This window comes from Clostridium thermopalmarium DSM 5974 (genome assembly GCF_002995795.1).
Classification (GTDB): domain Bacteria; phylum Bacillota; class Clostridia; order Clostridiales; family Clostridiaceae; genus Clostridium_H; species Clostridium_H thermopalmarium.
In genome coordinates, this window is record NZ_PVXN01000032.1 from 1 (window position 1) to 18490 (window position 18490).

At 33.3% G+C, this 18490-nt stretch carries 15 protein-coding genes; 14 read left to right on the plus strand and 1 reads right to left on the minus strand.

The window, feature by feature from the left end:
• Positions 1-224: 224 nt before the first annotated feature.
• From CPAL_RS07015 to CPAL_RS07075, 13 genes are all read left to right on the plus strand, one after another.
• Positions 225-1082, plus strand: coding sequence for a TnsA endonuclease C-terminal domain-containing protein (locus CPAL_RS07015; protein ID WP_106024324.1), 858 nt, complete (start codon positions 225-227; stop codon positions 1080-1082).
• On the plus strand, positions 1063-3222 hold the full coding sequence (locus CPAL_RS07020; protein WP_106024325.1) for a Mu transposase C-terminal domain-containing protein: 2160 nt from the start codon (positions 1063-1065) through the stop codon (positions 3220-3222). Before CPAL_RS07015 ends, CPAL_RS07020 begins: the two co-directional genes overlap by 20 nt.
• Positions 3200-4888, plus strand: a complete 1689-nt coding sequence (locus tag CPAL_RS07025) for an ATP-binding protein (RefSeq protein ID WP_242976293.1) — start codon at positions 3200-3202, stop codon at positions 4886-4888. Before CPAL_RS07020 ends, CPAL_RS07025 begins: the two co-directional genes overlap by 23 nt.
• Positions 4882-6597, plus strand: a complete 1716-nt coding sequence (locus CPAL_RS07030; RefSeq protein ID WP_106024326.1) for a TnsD family Tn7-like transposition protein — start codon at positions 4882-4884, stop codon at positions 6595-6597. The genes CPAL_RS07025 and CPAL_RS07030 overlap by 7 nt, the downstream gene beginning before the upstream one ends.
• A 177-nt stretch (positions 6598-6774) precedes the next feature.
• A complete protein-coding gene (locus CPAL_RS07035; RefSeq protein ID WP_207654924.1) occupies positions 6775-7518 on the plus strand; it encodes a hypothetical protein in 744 nt (247 codons plus the stop codon).
• Between the two features lie 608 nt (positions 7519-8126).
• Positions 8127-8381 (plus strand): pro-sigmaK processing inhibitor BofA family protein, encoded by a 255-nt coding sequence (locus CPAL_RS07040; protein ID WP_061859231.1) that lies wholly within the window; start codon positions 8127-8129, stop codon positions 8379-8381.
• Positions 8382-8494: 113 nt separating this feature from the next.
• Positions 8495-10063: a sigma 54-interacting transcriptional regulator gene (locus tag CPAL_RS07045; protein ID WP_061859230.1), complete on the plus strand. Its 1569-nt coding sequence runs from the start codon at positions 8495-8497 to the stop codon at positions 10061-10063.
• Between the two features lie 230 nt (positions 10064-10293).
• Positions 10294-11499, plus strand: a complete 1206-nt coding sequence (megL, locus tag CPAL_RS07050; RefSeq protein WP_106024327.1) for a methionine gamma-lyase — start codon at positions 10294-10296, stop codon at positions 11497-11499.
• Between the two features lie 178 nt (positions 11500-11677).
• A complete protein-coding gene (locus tag CPAL_RS07055; RefSeq protein ID WP_106024328.1) occupies positions 11678-13060 on the plus strand; it encodes a Na+/H+ antiporter NhaC family protein in 1383 nt (460 codons plus the stop codon).
• A 339-nt stretch (positions 13061-13399) separates the two neighbouring features.
• Positions 13400-13984: a 2-oxoacid:acceptor oxidoreductase family protein gene (locus tag CPAL_RS07060; protein ID WP_061859227.1), complete on the plus strand. Its 585-nt coding sequence runs from the start codon at positions 13400-13402 to the stop codon at positions 13982-13984.
• Entirely contained in the window at positions 13977-14276 is a 300-nt protein-coding gene (locus tag CPAL_RS07065) for a 4Fe-4S binding protein (RefSeq protein ID WP_061859226.1), read from the plus strand. Before CPAL_RS07060 ends, CPAL_RS07065 begins: the two co-directional genes overlap by 8 nt.
• A 15-nt stretch (positions 14277-14291) precedes the next feature.
• Positions 14292-15485 (plus strand): pyruvate ferredoxin oxidoreductase, encoded by a 1194-nt coding sequence (porA, locus tag CPAL_RS07070; protein WP_061859225.1) that lies wholly within the window; start codon positions 14292-14294, stop codon positions 15483-15485.
• Between the two features lie 12 nt (positions 15486-15497).
• Positions 15498-16451, plus strand: a complete 954-nt coding sequence (locus tag CPAL_RS07075; RefSeq protein ID WP_061859224.1) for a thiamine pyrophosphate-dependent enzyme — start codon at positions 15498-15500, stop codon at positions 16449-16451.
• A gap of 178 nt (positions 16452-16629) precedes the next feature.
• Here CPAL_RS07075 and CPAL_RS13875 read toward each other — a convergent pair whose 3' ends face one another.
• Positions 16630-16788, minus strand: coding sequence for a hypothetical protein (locus CPAL_RS13875; RefSeq protein ID WP_156473407.1), 159 nt, complete (start codon positions 16786-16788; stop codon positions 16630-16632).
• 280 nt (positions 16789-17068) lie between these two features.
• On the opposite strand from CPAL_RS13875, the gene CPAL_RS07080 reads away from it, so the two are divergent.
• The gene (locus CPAL_RS07080; protein WP_061859223.1) at positions 17069-17962 is read left to right on the plus strand and encodes a hypothetical protein; all 894 of its coding nucleotides are present in this window, start codon (positions 17069-17071) and stop codon (positions 17960-17962) included.
• Positions 17963-18490 lie beyond the last annotated feature (528 nt).

Genomic DNA, 18490 nt, shown 5'->3' on the forward strand with positions numbered 1-18490 from the left:
CCTGGTATAACAGAAAAAGGATACATAGTAGCATAGGATATATAACTCCTCAAAAGTGTGAGGACTTAGCTAAAAATTCTGCATAATTTGTTCAACTTTTTGTGTCCAAGATATTGACATAGGTCCAAATGGACTAAGTGCCATTGACACAGACATCTAATAAAAGGTGTCCTGGAGTCAGTGGCATTTTTTATTTCTAAACTCTAACTTACGGAGGTGTTTGCATGGCTAAAAGAAATACGAGTTGGGATACAAATAAATTAAGCAGATGGATAAAAGAAGGAAGGGGGCAGGGAGAAGGGAAGGAATATAAGCCATGGCTTACTATACAAGATTATCCTTCGATGGGAAGAGCAACAAGGATATTTGGGTGGACTACACAGCGAATACACCACTTCTTCTCTGACTCTCAATTGAAATACTTTTATCTATTAGACTGGGAAGAGAAGGTAGTAGATATTAGGGAACATTATCCGCTTTTAGACCTGGAAACAGTACTGGAAGATACGGCAGATTTAAAACTGGATAAGTTTATAGATAAGAAAACAAAAGAACCCTACATATTAACTACAACATTTTTAATTACGCTGTTAAATCCTGATGGACAAAAGAATTTCGCTGCAAGAAGCATAAAATATGCATCGGAATTATCAAAAAAGACTACAATTGAAAAACTGGAGATTGAAAGAAGATACTGGACTGCTAAAGGAATTAACTGGGGTATTGTGACAAATAAGGACATCAACGACACCAGGGCAAAAAACATCGAATGGATTCATTCTGCTATGACTTCCGATGGCTGCAACGGGCTTTCCAGGGAGGAGTTTGATGATTTGCTAAATGGACTTTTATATAGGCTTATAGATAATCAGCAAAATATCAGAAAAATTATATCAGAATTTGAAAAGGACTATTCCTTGGATGCAGGGGCAGGGTTACTGCTGTTTAAGCATTTAATTGCGGGAAAAAGGATAGCCCTCGATATGGATAAGCCTATCAATCTCAATGAGAGTGGGTCTTCACTTCGCCTGCCTGAAATAAGCGGTAAAGGAGGGCATGAAGTTGTTAAAGTATACAGTTAATTCGCTAATCGAGTGGAAGGATGAAAGTGAAAGTACCAGCATAGAAAGAGTACTTTGGATGGATGAAGAATTAGTGTATGTTATTGATGTTAACAAAAACAGCGCTCCGTATCTGCGCAGTACTGCAGACATAGATAGTGCGCTAATAAATGGAAGGGCAGTTATTAAAGAAGATGACACGCTTGCAGTTATATTAAAAGAAGAAGATATTCCAGAAAAACATAAAAAGATGAGGGACAATGCTTGGAAAGTGATTAAGGATATGGTGGCTTGCGAACCAGAAATTTTTGAGTCTCATTTCAGGAGGAAGGCAGTTCGTGAGGCTTCTGCATTTCATAATATAAGTGAATTGTGGGTATTTGAGTATCTTAAGCGGTACTGGAAAAGAGGGAAAACACCTAATGCATTAATACCAGACTATAGGAACTGCGGGGGAAAAGGTAAAGAGAGGAAGGCTGGAAATGCCAAAAGGGGCAGGCCAAGGAAGTATCAGGACATAAATGGAGAAGGGGTAAATGTAACCGAGGATATTAAAAGAATTTTCCGCATTGCTGTTAATAAATATTATTACACTACAGCAAAAAACTCTCTTACGCTGACATATGAACTGATGAGGAAAGAATATTTTACAGACGGCTTTAAAGAAGAAAATGGCGTAAAGATACCTGTCATAAAACCTCAATCAGAGATTCCGAGTTTTGGCCAGTTCAGATATTGGTTTGAGAAGGAGCGTAATATAAAAAAAGAGATAACCAGCCGCTATAGCAACAAGAAATTTCTAAAGCAGTACAGAGCCATAACGGGCAGTGCTTTAAGCGGAGTAATACAGCCTGGAACTTTTGAAATAGACTGCCAGGTAGGTGATGTCTACTTAGTATCAAGGTTTAATAGAAACTGGGTCATAGGCAGACCTGCCATTTATGCAGTAATTGACAAGTTTAGCCGTATGATATGCGGAATCTATATAGGACTGGAGAGCGGTTCCTATACTGGTGCCATGATGGCGCTTTTAAATGCAACTATGAATAAAGTAGAATATTGCAGACAGTACGGTATTGAAATAGAGGAGAAGGATTGGCCAGTCCACTACTTACCAGAGGCTATTATTGCTGATAGAGGAGAACTGGAAGGAGGAAACATTGAAAACCTTATAAACATGCTGAATATAAAAGTGCAGAATACACCTCCATACCGTGCAGACTTGAAATCAGCGGTAGAACGGTTCTTTGGCCTTACCAATGAGAGAGTAAAACCATTTTTACCTGGTGCTGTAGATTTAGACGGCAGGGAAAGAGGGGACAAGGACTACCGACTGAAAGCAAAACTCGATTTATACCAGTTTACACAGATTATGATAAAGTGCATTTTATACCACAATAACTATTATCACTTAGATTACTATAAGCGGGACGAAATGATGGTGGAGGATGATGTCCCCTGCATTCCCATTGAACTTTGGAACTGGGGAATTGCAAACAGGGGAGGAACCCTGCGGAGTATATCGGAGGACATTGTTAAATTGGCCCTTATGCCTTCTGATACAGCGGTAGTTACTGAAAAAGGAATAAAATATAAAGATATGTATTATATATCTTCAAACATGCTAAAAAATGATGTATTTGCAAATGCACGGACAAATGGAAGGTGGAGAGTAAAGATAAGTTACGATCCACGCAATATGAACTGCATTTATGTCTGTGGCGATAATCCCAAAGAATATGAGAAATGTTTTTTAATAGAGAGCAGTACCAGATATAAAGATAAAGCAATTGAGGAAATAGAGTATTTGTTGGCGGTAGAAAGAATGCAGAAAGAGAAAAGTAAAGATTCGGTGGCACAAGCAAAAACAAAACTGATTGCAGAAATAGAAGATATCGTAAAACAGGCGTATGAAGATTATAAAAGGGAGACAAGTACTGCAGAGAGCGACAGGCAGAGGGTAAAAAACATAAGGGGAAACAGGAAGATTGAAAAAACAGCAAGAAGGGCGGAAGAAGCATTTAAACTAGGAAATAACGAAGGAGATTATGACAGCAGCGTATTTAATGAAGAAGATTTTGAAGAAGGGATGAATACCCTGCAGTTGCTTTTTAAAAGGCAGAAGGAGGTGCTGAAGGGTGAAGAAGATAATAATTCCTAATGGCAGCATGGCAGAAGAAGCAGAATATAAGGAACAGGTGATACCAGATTATCAGGATAATCCTTTCATAGAAGCACTTCCAAATCTTCTTTCTCCTCATAAAGTGGTAGAAAAACTGGCTTTTTATCCTCAATACCACCAAAATGAAAGGAAGTTGGACAGCCACTACAGAATTTATATGGTAGACAGGCTCTTTCAAGTCTTTCAGCCCTTACCAATGAATATAGAACTGGAAAGAAAGATATCACGTACCCTGCGTCAGGGGTATGTTTTCCGAAATCCGTTTGAAAGTAAACTGGCTCATGGCTTTTGCAGGGACTACTATGGAACGAATCCTGTAAATTCAAAGGATGATGGGTTTTATCCATCATCCTTTGGATTTACTCTTATAGGCATATCGGGATTAGGGAAGACATCTTCATTAAAGCGTATACTAAATATGTATCCACAAGTTATTGTTCATTCGGAGTATAGAGGCATCCCTTTTTCAGCGTATCAGGTAGTATGGGTAAAATTAGAGTGTCCTCATGACGGGTCTATCAAGGGATTGCTGTATGAATTTTTTTCAGAAATAGACAGGCTATTGGGAACCAACTATTATCAAAAGATGATGAGGACAAGGGCAACAGCAGATGCCATGATGACGGTGATGAATCAGGTAGTCAGAAACTGCTCTTTAGGCATATTAATTATAGATGAAATCCAGCATTTAAGCATGGCTAAATCGGGAGGAAGCGAAAAAATGCTGAATTTCTTTGTAAACCTTGTAAATAATGTAGGGGTGCCAGTTATTTTAGTGGGAACCCCAAAGGCAGTTAAGGTACTTCAGGGGGATTTCAGACAGGCACGAAGAGGGTCAGGTCTTGGTGGCGATATGGTATGCGACAGGATTCAAAAAGATGAGGTGTGGGATTTATTAGTAAGTTCTATATGGCACTACCAGTGGACGAGGAAAGAAACTCCCTTTACTTCTGAAATAAGCAGTATTTTATATGAGGAAACGCAGGGAATACCTGATTTATTAAAAAAAGTCTATGCCATTGCTCAAGCCTACGCCATTTCATCAGGAAAGGAAGAGATAACTCCATATATTATTAGAAAGGCGGCGAAGGAGAATTTAAAATTAGTACAGCCAATGCTGACTGCATTAAAAACAGGGAATATCAGAGAAATTGCTAAGTACGAGGATATCTGCATGGCAGGTGTTGATTTCAATGACTTTTTAACCTGGACGAAAGAAACTATTAACCTGGATTTGCGGGCAAAGGAAATAAAGAAAACACAGAACAAAATGAAGCAGGAAAACCTCATGGAACAAAAAAAGGAAGGCGTATTAAAACTTGTTGATTTAGGCGTAGATGCTAAGAAGGCTGAGAAAATAATTGATACTATGCTTTCTAAAAATCAGGATGTAAGTGTAGATGGTATTGTGGAAGATGCGATGGCGCTGCTTAAAGATGATAGGATTAAAGAAGAGATGAAGAAAAAGGGAACAAGGAAGGTAAAAGGAAGAAAGGAAAAACAGAGTACGACAAATCTGCTTGATATCCGTAATGTTGTTGAACAGGGTAAAAAAGATAATAAAAGCGCTTATGAGGCTTTAAAGGAATCTGGGTATATTATAAGTTTTGAGGATGATATTTTTTCTATGGAGGTGGTATGGTGAACTTTTTTCCTGTGCCTTATCCAGATGAAGTACTATATAGTACGTTAGCACGCTATTGTATGCGAAGTGGAAACATAAAGGAAATTCATAACTTTGAGGACTTGTTTGGAACAAGGAACTGTATAGCAGTAATGGAACTGCCTACACAACTCGATGCATTAATCGAAAATATGCCTGTAAATACAAAATATACAGCAGAATACTTTATCTTTAAGCACACCTTATTTCCTTTTCTTGCAGCATTTATTCCTCAGGAACGTGCTAAAAAAATAATTCAAACTATGAGAAACGGTGAGGGTGCTGTTTCCTATATAAGAATAGGTTTAATATCAAATTCCATTATTTTAAATAAATATTTTAGATTTTGTCCCGAATGTTTTAAAGAAGACGTAGAAAGATTTGGAGAGCCGTACTGGCACAGAAGCCATCAAATTACGGGGGTATTTGTATGTTCTAAGCATAAGATGCCCCTTTATAATAGTACGGAACTTATAAGAGCAGGAAACAGGCAGAGATTTATTAGTGCATCTAATGAGAATTGTAAAGTAGAAAAAGAAATAAATTACCCAGATGATTTAATGGAGAAGATGCTTTGGACGGCAGAGGATGCAGAAATACTTTTAAACAATCAGTTTGGATTTAAGGAGCCTGAATGGTTTCAAAGTCAGTTCCGAGTCAAGTTAGTTGAAAAAGGCTATGCAAGAATGAATAACTATATTCACCAGAAGAAATTAAAGCAAGACTTTGTAGACTTTTATGGACATGAATATTTACAACTAGTTCAATCTCTTGTATCAAATAATAGTGGAGGTTGGCTATCAGATATGGTAAGAAAAAATAATAGAACAACTTATACAGTAAGATATCTATTATTAGCGAGGTTTCTTGGCATTTCAGTTACTGATTTGTTTAATATAAAACTTGGTTTTAATGATGAAGATGAGAATAATATTGATGCGTATCAGGAACTGTGGGACCAGAGACTGATAGAACTTGCCCAGTCAGGATTATCTATAAGAGATATAGCAGATATTTTAAAAGCATCTACGAAAACAATAAGAAAAGCGATTGATAGGTTAGGGATTGAGCCATTCTGGAAGTATAATGGTGGAGGAAAATATCTCCACCAAAAATATACTGATACTGAAGAATTTAATATAAAACGAGAAGAATTCAGGAGAAAATGGCTTCAACTTCACGTCCAATATCCCGATAAAAGTAGTAATAAGATAAGAAGAAATAATGATGGATTGTATGCCTGGCTGAAAAAATATGATAGTCAATGGTTGGAACAAAATTATCGCAGGATAAAAACAAAAGTTAATAGTGTTGATTGGGAAAAAAGAGATGCTGAATTGCTCCCACAAGTAAAAAAGGTTGTAAAAGAAATGAAAGAAGGCAAGCCTGAAAGGATAACATGGTCAACTGTAGGAGGCAAGTTAGGGATTAGCGGCTGGCTCTCTAAAAGGAAGGAGAAACTCCCATTGACAAAGGCATATATAGACTCAGAATTAGAAAGTCTGGAAGAATTCCATATAAGAAAAATAAAGTGGGGTATTGAGGAAATAGACAGACAGGGAAAAGAGATGACACTATGGAATTTGGTAGAAACAGCAGGGGTTAAGCCAGGGTATATGGAAAAAGTTCAAGAAAAGATTAAAGAAGCATTAGAGGATGAAGGATATGATGCTAATTTTCTAACATTCTAATCTAGATGATAATAATTTAATCAAGGTATGTGCAAAAAGATAAATTATAAAAAAGAAGATATATAGAAAATGAATGATATAATATAGATATCTGAGGAATAAAGTAATTGTTCTGATATATTTTTATGAGATGATGTTCCTAAAAAGATGAGAAGTTTCCCATAAAGGAGATACAGAATGGATAAGCATAGTGAGGTAATTAAAAACTATTTAGATAATAAAGATAAATACTTCTGCGATGACTGTTTATCAAAATTGCTGAGCATCGAACCACGTCAAACTATTAATGCTGTTTGTAATAAATTATTTAGGCAAGATATGATAAACCGTTGTAAAGGCGAATGTTCATACTGTAAAAAGATTAAAATAGTAAATGGTATTGGTCATACGTATAATAACGAAGTGGTAAATCATGAAGTAAACAGTCAGAATCATCGCTCGAATCTACAAAACACAAATAATAATGGCGTTTTTTCAAGGCTCCCTTTTGATGAATTTGAAAACAGAGTGGGATTATATTTAAATAGAAAACTTAAGGATAGTTTCTATGAAAAGCCATTAATTGTAGGTGTTAATAAAGTTCATAAGTTTGATTTGGTTTCATTGGATAACTCCATTGTAGCAGAATGTAAAAGTTATACTTGGACAAAGGATGATAACTTTCCTTCTGCTAAAATATCAACTGCAATAGAAGCAGTCTTTTATCTTTCTAGAATAATTGCTGAAAGAAAAATTATAGTTTTCCAAGATGATTTTAATAAAAAAGGAGAAAGTCTAGTAGAAACTTTTATAAGAAGATATGATGGAATACTTGATGATGTTGAAGTATGGAGATATTTAGTCGGAGAATCAATTGAATATGATAGAATTGAAATAAAACGGGAAGGAAAAGAATGCTGGTATAAAAATCTATATAAATAAAAGATAATCTGATATCGAAAACAAATTTATATATATAATGGTATCCTTATTCCCTTGCTCCTTATCCCTTGTTCCTGTATCTATGTCTACATCAAATAAACTCCTTTCATTTTTCAAATGTATGAAACGGGGTAAATAAAGTAGTATTAGAAAACATGGTTTATTAGGGATAAGGTTTAAATTCAGTAAAATCAATGGATTGAGAGATTGAATGGAAGTAAAAATGGAGAGAAGAAATGGAAAGAATTCTCCTTAAACCTTCTTCCTTAACTCTCTATAAATCCTCAATTTTGCAACTACTTTATTTTCATTTTTTCCATTGAAAAATCAAAAATGCAACTACTTTAAATTGTGAAAAACAAAAATGGAGTAAATAAACGGATAATTGGAAGAGAATAACAAGCCAGTATTCTCAAGGGTTTGAGGGCTGTCTATAAAAGGACTTTATTTGAAAAGGGAAAGAAGTTTGTTTGAGGTGCATAGCCTTGTAAATTTATTTAGAGAATATTCCATTTGTGTCTTCTGGTTTATGTTTGTTCTCCATTACATAAATCAGAAGCTTTTTTAATATATTACATATAAATGATGTATAGTGAGGTGATTTTATTATGAATTATATATTGTACTTTGCTGTGGCAATTATATTATTGTTTTTAGTAGTGAAAATGTTATTATGTCCAATAAAAATTTTATGGAAGCTAATTGTTAATGGGATTTTAGGAACTATACTTTTAATAGTTGTAAATTTCTTTGGAGAGTATTTAGGATTTACTATCGGCATAAATATTTGGACGGCATTAATTGCTGGTTTTTTTGGAATTCCGGGAGTTATATTTTTGATTGTATTTAAGTTTTTGTTGTAAATTAATATATTGTTGTAAATTAATATATTAATTTACAACAAAATAGTATTGATATAATACAAATTATAATATACCATTGAAATTGATAAAATATCTTTGTTAGGAGATATATAATGGAAAAATATATTAGATTTGAAATAATAACAAAAGATAGAATGGGAATAACTCTAGAAATATTATATAAGATCTATAAATTAAATATAAATCTTATCTCTTTGGAGGTATTTCCTGAAAAGGTTTATATAAAAATAAATGAAATAGGACAAGATAAAAAGGATTTGCTAATAACTCATATACGTACTATTGATGGCGTCGATGATATAAGGGAAATTGAATTATTAGAACATGAAAAAAATGAACGAAAACTTTTCGCAATAATTAACTCTGTTGATGATGGAATATTGTATATAAATAAAAATTTAGAAATAGAAATATTTAATGATTATTGTGAAGATATATTTCATTATAAAAAAAGAGATGTATTAGGCAAAGATATAAGAACTATAGTACATGATCCTCCTATGATAAAAGCTTTAGTAAGCGGAGAAGAGTATAACAATGTTGAAGTTAATATAAAAACAGATAGAGGAGAAAGCCATTATTTAACCAGCGGAAGAACAGTAAAGGATGATAATGATAACACTATTGGAGTAGTTGCTTCAATTAGAGATATAAAAAAGGCGATAGAAATAGCTAATGTGGTTTCAGGCACAGATGAAGGAGCTTTTAAAGAAATAATAGGAAATAGTCCTGCTATTACAAGAGTGAAAGATATGGTTAAGGCGGTAGCAAAAAGTAACTCTACTGTTATATTAAGAGGAGAAAGTGGAACTGGTAAAGAGCTTTTTGCAAGAGCTATTCAGAATTTAAGTGATAGAAAAAATAAAAAATTTGTTGCTATAAATTGTGCGGCACTCCCCGATAATTTAATTGAAAGTGAACTTTTTGGATATGAGAAGGGAAGTTTTACAGGAGCTGTTACCAATAAAGAAGGACTTTTTAAAGAAGCTGATGAGGGTACTCTGTTTTTAGATGAGGTTGGTGAACTATCATTAATATTACAGGCCAAGCTTCTAAGAGTATTGCAGGAGGGAACTATAAGAAAGGTAGGAAGTACCAAGGAAGAAAAAGTAGATGTAAGAATAATTGCTGCCACCAATAGGAATTTAGAACAGATGGTGCAAGAGGGAAAGTTTAGACAAGATTTGTACTATAGATTAAACGTTATACCTATATTTATTCCGCCGTTAAGAGAAAGAACAGAAGATATACCTAACTTAGTTAGCTTTTTTATAGATAAGTTAAATAGAAAGCTTAATAAAAAAATTTTAGGTGTAGAATTAGAATTTATTAATAGTCTTATAGAATATTCTTGGCCGGGAAATATAAGAGAACTTCAAAATGTCATAGAAAGGGCTATGAATTTATGTTCTAAAGATCTTTTAGGAAAAGAGCACTTAATTATAGGACTTAATGAAACGCCTAAGTTATTAAATAATATATCTAAAGTGGAAGAAGAGGAGTTTAAACTAAAGGACTTAGTTGAGGCTTGTGAAAAAGAAGCTATAATAAAGGCATTGAAGAAACACAAGAGCTGTAGAAAAGCTGCAAAGGCACTAGGAGTTTCACACACTACTGTAATAAACAAAATGGACAAGTATAAAATAAAGTGGAACGAATAGTTTACACGTGGAAATTTTCCGTTCCGCTTTTTTGAAGAAAGTGGTTGAAATTGTTTACACAAGAGAATAATAAATGAATTTTGTCATAATAATTTGTCGTAAAATCCCTAAATTAAGGAGATATAATAAAATAATTGTTTAAAAGAAAAGTTGGCACGTAAGTTGCTAATATAATATTGCGTAAGGATAAATAACAATTAAAATAATTATAAACCTAAGGGGGATTTAAGATGAATAAAGACAGCATGATGAAAATGGGATTTGGAACTAAAACTATACATGGTGGACATATAAAGGATGCACAATTTGGATCTCTTGCTACACCTATATATCAAACTTCAACATTTATATTTGATTCTGCAGAACAAGGTGGAAGAAGATTTGCTCTAGAAGAAGATGGATATATATATTCAAGACTAGGAAATCCAACAAGCACAGAATTAGAGGAGAAAGTAGCTTTATTAGAAGGTGGAGAAGCATCAGTTGCAACAGCTTCAGGAATGGGAGCTATATCTGCAGTATTATGGACAGTATTAAAGGCTGGAGATCATGTAGTTGCAGCAGATACTCTTTATGGATGTACTTTTGCATTATTAAATCATGGACTTACTAAATTCGGAGTAGATGTTACTTTTGTAGATTCAAGCAATCTTGAAGAAATTAAAAATGCTATGAGACCTAATACAAAGGTTGTTTACTTAGAAACACCTGCTAATCCAACATTAAAAATTACTGATATAGAAGCTGTATCAAAGATAGCTCATCAAAATGAAGGATGTATTGTTATTGTTGATAACACATTCAATACTCCATATATTCAAAAGCCATTAGAACTTGGAGCTGATGTTGTTGTTCACTCTGCAACTAAATACTTAAACGGACATGGAGACGTTATAGCCGGATTTGCAGTTGGTTCAAAAGAACTTATGACTCAAGTTAGATTAGTTGGTATCAAAGATATGACTGGAGCAGTTCCAAGCCCATTCAACTCTTACTTAATAATAAGAGGTATGAAAACATTAGAAGTTAGAATGGAAAAACACTGTGAAAATGCTATGAAAGTTGCAGAATTCTTAGAAAGCCATCCAGCAGTTGAAAAAGTATACTATCCAGGATTAAAGAGCTTTGAGTACTATGAATTAGCTAAGAAACAAATGAAATTACCAGGAGCTATGATAGCATTTGAACTTAAGGGTGGAATTGAAGAAGGAAAAATGGTTATGAATAATGTTAAGCTAGCAAGTCTTGCAGTAAGTTTAGGAGATACAGAAACATTAATTCAACACCCAGCTTCTATGACTCACTCACCATATACTCCAGAAGAAAGAGCTGCGGCAGGAATTAGTGAAGGTTTAGTTAGACTATCTGTTGGACTTGAAACAGCTGAAGATATAATTGCAGATTTAAAACAAGCTCTAGATATGATAGTAAAATAAATTAGTCTTCTATAATAATTTTAACTTACTATATTGAAATATAGCTGCAATTTGATTTATTCTATTGCAGCTATATTAAAACATTAATTGAATGAGGGATAAGAGGGAAGGTATTATTTTACGTTTTTAGTAAACGTTTAATAAGATAAAAAATTATTAAAATCTAGGGGGGAACACTATGGATAATAAATCAGGTAAGTCAGTATCAAGTGGAAAAGCATTAATACCTTTTGTGATTTTTATTGCAATTTATCTTGGAAGTGGACTAATTCTTCAAACAAAAGGTGTAGAGATGGCGTTTTATCAATTCCCAGCGCCAGTTGCAGTATTTTGTGGTATTATAAGCGCATTCTTACTTTTAAAAGGAACAATTAATGAAAAGTTTGATACCTTTGTAAAAGGGTGTGGAAATCCAGATATAATTATAATGTGTACTATATATTTATTAGCTGGAGCATTTGCAACCGTATCCAAAGCAATGGGTGGAGTTGATTCAACTGTTAACTTAGGATTAACTTATATACCAGCAAATTATATAGTAGCTGGATTGTTTGTAATAGCTTGTTTTATATCACTATCTACAGGAACTTCAGTTGGCGCAATCGTAGCTATATCGCCAATAGCTGTAGGACTTGCTGAAAAGGCAGGATTATCTCTTCCACTTACACTAGCTGCTGTACTTGGAGGAGCAATGTTTGGAGATAATCTATCAGTAATATCCGATACAACTATAGCTGCTACTAGAACCCAAGGATGTGAAATGAGAGATAAGTTTAGAGTAAATATATTTATAGCAGCACCAGCAGCTATTATAACACTAATATTATTACTTATATTCGGAAGACCAGAAACTATACCTGCAATGCAAAGCTATGATTTCAATATTATAAAAGTTCTACCATATTTATTTGTATTAGTATTATCTTTAGTTGGAGTAAATGTTTTTGTTGTATTAACAGGAGGAACTATTTTATCTGGTATAATAGGTTTAACTTATGGAGATTTAACAGTATTAACTTTCTCACAACAAATATTTGAAGGATTTAAAGGCATGATAGATATTTTCTTACTATCAATGTTAACTGGTGGACTTGCTGAAATGGTAACCAAAGCAGGCGGAATCCAATTCTTATTGGATAAAATACAAAAAATGATGAAGGGAAGAAAATCAGCAGAAGCTGGTATAGCAGCTCTTGTTGCCTTAACAGATGCTGCAGTTGCTAACAACACTGTTGCAATTATAATTAATGGACCTATAGCAAAGCAAATGTGTAATAAGTATAAGGTAGACCCTCGTAGAAGTGCATCATTATTAGATACCTTCTCTTGTATAATGCAAGGAATTATACCATATGGTGCTCAGATGTTAATGTTATTAAGTTTTACTAAAGGAACTGTATCTCCATTCCAGGTGTTACCTTTAGTTTGGTATATACACATTCTTGCTATATCAGCAGTAATATCTATGTTCATACCATTTGCTGATGGAATTATAAAAAAGAACCCTTGGAAATGGGATAAAGAATTAAAAACAGAGGCTACAGCAGAGATAGAAGCATAGTAATTAGGGATTTATTATAAAAAGGTTTAATGGAGACTAAGTCTCCATTAAACTTTGTGTGGGCATTGTATGGACATTTGTATAATTTTGTAGAAAAATAAAGAATTTTTTAAATGAATTAAACGTTTTCGCTTGACATAAGTAAAAAAATATTGTTACAATTTAAATAAACAACTGTTATATAAAATAATAGCAGGTGTATCAGTACAGAGGAAAATTGTATGCGTAGGATGGACAATCTGTTCTACTGATATTATACGTTTTCAAAATACTGCTGCACAATAAAAAATAGCATAATGATGAGTATTCTTTATAAGGTGAAGGGAGGAAAAATAAATAATGGATAACAAATTAATTGAAATTCGTTGGCATGGCCGTGGTGGACAAGGTGCTAAGACAGCATCATTGCTTTTAGCAGAAGTTGCCTTCAATACAGGAATGTATATTCAAGGATTCCCAGAATACGGTCCAGAAAGAATGGGTGCACCAATAACAGCATATAACAGAATAGCTAACTTTCCGTTAAGAGTGCACAGCAATATTTATGAACCAGATTATGTTGTAGTAGTAGATGAAAGTTTATTAAAATCAGTTCCTTGTACTATGGGGTTAAAAAAAGAAGGTGCAATAATAATTAACACTAAAAAGACACCTGAAGAAATTAGACCTGAGTTAAATGGATATGAGGGAAAAGTTTATACAATAGATGCGAAAGGTATTTCTGAGGAAATATTAGGTGCAAACTTCCCTAACACTCCAATGCTTGCAGCAATAGTTAAAGTAAGTGGAGTATTAGAAGAAGAGCAATTTATAAGAGATATGGAAAACTCATTTAATCATAAATTCGCAAATAAACCTCATGTTATTCCTAAAAACATGGAAGCTCTTAAGAGATCACTTCAGGAGGTGAAAGGAATTGAGTAAGAGAATGAATATAACTCCAGATACAAAATGGCATGAGTATCCAATAGGTGGAGAAGTTTTAGATGCAGGTAATGCTGTAGAATTTAAAACTGGTGATTGGAGATCAATGAAACCAGTTTGGCATGAGGATAAATGTAAACATTGTATGTTCTGTTGGAGTGTTTGTCCTGACATGTCGATAATAGTTAAAGACGGTAAGATGGTAAAAATAGATTATGATTTCTGTAAGGGATGCGGAGTTTGTACAACACAATGTAAATTTGGTGCATTAGACTTCGTATTAGAAGAATAGGAAGGAGGAACAAGAATGGCAAAGGCTGAACAAATAAGAAAGAGTTTAAGTGGTAATGAAGCAGTTGCTACAGCAATGATGCAAATCAATCCAGATGTTATGGCTGCATTCCCTATAACACCATCAACAGAAGTTCCACAATATTTTTCATCATTTGTAGCAAATGGATTATGTACAACTGAATTTGTACCAGTAGAATCAGAACATAGTGCTATAAGTGCTTGTATAGGAGCATCAGCAGCAGGAGCAAGAGTATTCACTGCAACTTCTTCTCAAGGAATGGCTCTTATGCATGAAATGTTATATATAGCTGCAGGGGATAGACTTCCATTAGTAATCGCTGCAGTAAACAGAGCATTATCAGCTCCAATCAATATACACAATGACCACTCAGATACAATGGGTGAAAGAGATACAGGATTTATTCAACTTTATGCTGAAAATGTTCAAGAAGCATATGATAACTTTATTCAAGCAGTAAGAATAACTGAACATCCAGATGTTATGACTCCAGCTATGGTTTGTTATGATGGATTCATTACATCTCACGCTGTAGAAAACTTCCATATGTTCAGCAAAAAAGAAGATGTTCAAAACTTTGTTGGAGAAAATAATAGAGTTGAAAATAGTCTTCTTGGAAAAGAGAATAAATTAATAGGTGCTCTAGGTCTTCAAAATGTATATATGGAAATGAAGAGATCTCAACTAGAAGGTCTATTAAATGCTAAGAAAGTATGTTTAGATGTAGCTAAGGAATTTGAAGAATTAACAGGAAGAAAATATGGATTATTTGAAGAATATAGATTAGAAGATGCTGAATATGCCATAGTTATTATAGGATCATCAGCAGGAACAGCTAAAAAAGCTGTTGATGATTTAAGAGATAGAGGAGTTAAGGCAGGTCTTCTTAAAATAAGATTATTCAGACCATTCCCAGGAGAAGAAATTGCTGAAGCTCTTAAGAATGTTAAAGCTATAGCTATAATGGACAAGGCAGAAGGTATGTCTGGAAACGGCGGCCCATTATACACTGATGTAGTAAGTTCTTTATATGGAAGAGTAGACAATAAGGTTGTTATGGGAGTTATGTATGGTCTTGGAGGAAGAGACGTTAAAGTTAGCAGTATAGAAAAAGTATACGATATGCTACAAAAAGCAGTACAAACTGGCGAATATCAAAGACACGTATATCTAGAAGTAAGGGAATAGGAGGTGCTGTAAATGGCAACATTAAAAGAATTAACTAATGTCCAAGATAGAATAACTGGCGGACATAGAATGTGTGCTGGTTGTGGTGCTCCAATGGTTGTAAAATGGGTTTTAAAGGCTGTAAAAGAAGAGGATAAAGTTGTAGTTTCAAATGCTACAGGATGTTTAGAGGTTTCACTTGGAGTATACCCATACAGTGCATGGAAGGATTCATACATTCATACAGCTTTTGAATGCGCTTCTGCTACAGCTAGTGGTGTAGAAGCTGCTTATAAAGCATTAAAGGCAAGAGGAAAAGTTGAAGATAACTATAAATTTATAACATTTGGTGGAGACGGTGGTACTTACGATATAGGATTCCAATCTCTATCAGGAGCAATGGAGAGAGGACATGATATGCTTTACGTTTGTTATGATAACGGAGCATATATGAATACAGGTATTCAAAGATCATCAGCTACTCCAAAAGGAGCTGACACAACTACAAGTCCTCAAGGAAAGAAATCTTTAGGAAAAGAACAAAATAGAAAAGATTTAACTCAGATAATGGTAGGACATCATTTACCATATGTAGCTCAAACTGTTCCTGTAATACCTGGAACTAAATATATGATGGACTTATATAATAAGTCAAACAAAGCTATAAATGAAGTTAAGGGTGCAAAGTTCATTAACGTATTAACTCCATGTCCAAGAGGATGGAGATGCGATACTGCAACTGAATTAGATTTAATTAAGTTAGCAGTAGAAACTTGCTGGTGGCCATTATATGAAGTAGTTGATGGACAATACAAATTAACTTATAAACCAAAGGAAAAATTACCAGTAGAAGAATGGTTAAAACCACAAGGAAGATTCAGACACTTATTCAAATCAGAAGAAGGAAAAGCTATTATAGCTGAAATTCAAGCTGAAGTTGATAAGAGATGGAAACAATTATTATTCCTTTGTGGAGAAACTGAATAGATTAAAAAGGGAGTGTCGCAAAATAACTTTAAAATAAGTTAGGAGCGGTGCTCCTTTTTTTAAAACAGGTATTTGTGGCTTTATGCAGTATTTTTGATCGTTACCTTCTAAGTAAAGATAATTCTTTTCGCTGTCATATCCAGAATGTGCTATTATATTTCTATATTTAATTCATAAATTAGATTTCATATTCTCCAAAAATGGTATTAGTGTAGTTAGTATCGGCTCTATTTTGAAATACTTCAACTCCAGTTACATACTCTAAATAGAACTTTAGGCTCAACTGCTGATTTTCTTCCTCTAGAAGAGTATGCCTTGTATAATTTTTGTTGGACATATTAAATAGGTTCTTTGTAGCCTACTTTTTTATTTGTAAAAATAAAAAGCGCTGTCGCACCTAGAAATTATTTTCTATTGTACAATAACCCATCTTCTTTTAATAAAAATTAACACATACTTAATATTTGACATTTCACTAAGTAAAATATAAATTAAATATATAAATTAATATAAGTAGGGAATTAGTAAAACATAAGTGGTATAATAATTTAAAGAAGTTAAGCAAGTTGTTAGAACATGGGGTTGAATTTTAACACTTTAGGGGAGATGACAGATAAATGAATAAAATATGGGATAAAATATTAGTGTTGTTCCTAGTAATTTCCCTAGCATTAAATGCAATCATAATACTTAGATTTAATAATGTAACTGAGGATATCAGTAGAAATTTTAGCAAATTAAACTATTTAGAACGAAGTATTAATGAACTTTCTAGTGATTTAAATAAAATAGGTTCAAAGCAAGACTGGGTTACTAGCAAGAATTATAAGATATTAGAAATTGATAAGGATTATAAAAATGCTACTATAATGATATATGGAAATTTAAAAGAACTAGAAAATAACTCCATGGTTTATCTTTTGTATGGAAAAATAAATGAAGAATCTCCAGAGGAAATAGAGTGGAAGAAGGTTCCATTAAATATTTCTTATGGTTTGAGATTTTCTAAAAAAATAAAACTTCCATATAGAGAAAATTACAGATTTAAAATTTTAGCACAAGGTCCAAGCAAGTCAAGAAGTGAGGAGTTACTATATATATTCTTTAAGGATGAGATAGAAAATAGAATATATACACATATATTTGAAAGTGGTAGTTCAAAAGATAAAGAAATCATAAGTTTAGAGATGAATATTAATAATAATTATAAGGGACAAGAAAAATTTAAAATAAAAGACATAAAGATTAATGTCTATGCAGATAAAAAATTAGCAAAAACAGTACCTATATATACCAACGGAGAAGTTGTAAAAAGTGATTTAATTTCAAAAATTGATATGCAGGATAAAAACAATAATCTGATAGATACAGATGACGGAGATATAGAAAAGTTTTCTTACAATATAAAAATAAAAAAAGATTTTAAGGAAGTTGGTAATACAAAATATGAAGTTGTAATTCAAGACTACATGGGCGGAGAGTTTAAGGAGGAGTACACGGATATAAAATAGGAATATTAAGAAATAACTGCTCAAAAATTTATTTCTAGTGAAGAAGTCAAGACGCCAGCGGCTAAACCTAATGCCCTGGCGTCTTTGTTATCCAAACCTATCCACTCCTTCACTCTCCACTAATAAAAGTGCTGCTGTACACTTTCTTAGGCGTATCAATATGTGAAATATGAAGATATAAATAGAAATTTAAAGAATGAGTAATTTAAGTTTATTTTATGGGGTATATACTTAAATATTGTATATTTAATTTTGATAAGATATTCCATGTTGTTGCAAGAGACGACTGACACTAAGCATAATCACTAAATTTAATAATTAAAAATTAAATTTTTAAAAAAGTGTTGACAAAAAAGTTTTAAAGTGATATACTGAGGAAGTCGTCGAGAGATGATGAAAAATTGGTCTTTGAAAATTAAACAGAATTAAGGTAAATAAAAGCCAGTCAATGACTTATGAGTAGATTAAACTTTTAATATGAGAGTTTGATCCTGGCTCAGGACGAACGCTGGCGGCGTGCCTAACACA

Bases quoted from the DNA above. Each gene is read 5' to 3' on its own strand.
- CPAL_RS07060 (WP_061859227.1), top strand. From the start codon at position 13,400: ATGGATAACAAATTAATTGAAATTCGTTGGCATGGCCGTGGTGGACAA.
- porA (WP_061859225.1), top strand. From the start codon at position 14,292: ATGGCAAAGGCTGAACAAATAAGAAAGAGTTTAAGTGGTAATGAAGCA.
- CPAL_RS07015 (WP_106024324.1), top strand. From the start codon at position 225: ATGGCTAAAAGAAATACGAGTTGGGATACAAATAAATTAAGCAGATGG.
- CPAL_RS07030 (WP_106024326.1), top strand. From the start codon at position 4,882: ATGGTGAACTTTTTTCCTGTGCCTTATCCAGATGAAGTACTATATAGT.
- CPAL_RS07080 (WP_061859223.1), top strand. From the start codon at position 17,069: ATGAATAAAATATGGGATAAAATATTAGTGTTGTTCCTAGTAATTTCC.
- CPAL_RS13875 (WP_156473407.1), bottom strand. From the start codon at position 16,788: ATGTCCAACAAAAATTATACAAGGCATACTCTTCTAGAGGAAGAAAAT.
- CPAL_RS07035 (WP_207654924.1), top strand. From the start codon at position 6,775: ATGGATAAGCATAGTGAGGTAATTAAAAACTATTTAGATAATAAAGAT.
- CPAL_RS07055 (WP_106024328.1), top strand. From the start codon at position 11,678: ATGGATAATAAATCAGGTAAGTCAGTATCAAGTGGAAAAGCATTAATA.
- CPAL_RS07075 (WP_061859224.1), top strand. From the start codon at position 15,498: ATGGCAACATTAAAAGAATTAACTAATGTCCAAGATAGAATAACTGGC.
- CPAL_RS07045 (WP_061859230.1), top strand. From the start codon at position 8,495: ATGGAAAAATATATTAGATTTGAAATAATAACAAAAGATAGAATGGGA.
- CPAL_RS07040 (WP_061859231.1), top strand. From the start codon at position 8,127: ATGAATTATATATTGTACTTTGCTGTGGCAATTATATTATTGTTTTTA.
- megL (WP_106024327.1), top strand. From the start codon at position 10,294: ATGAATAAAGACAGCATGATGAAAATGGGATTTGGAACTAAAACTATA.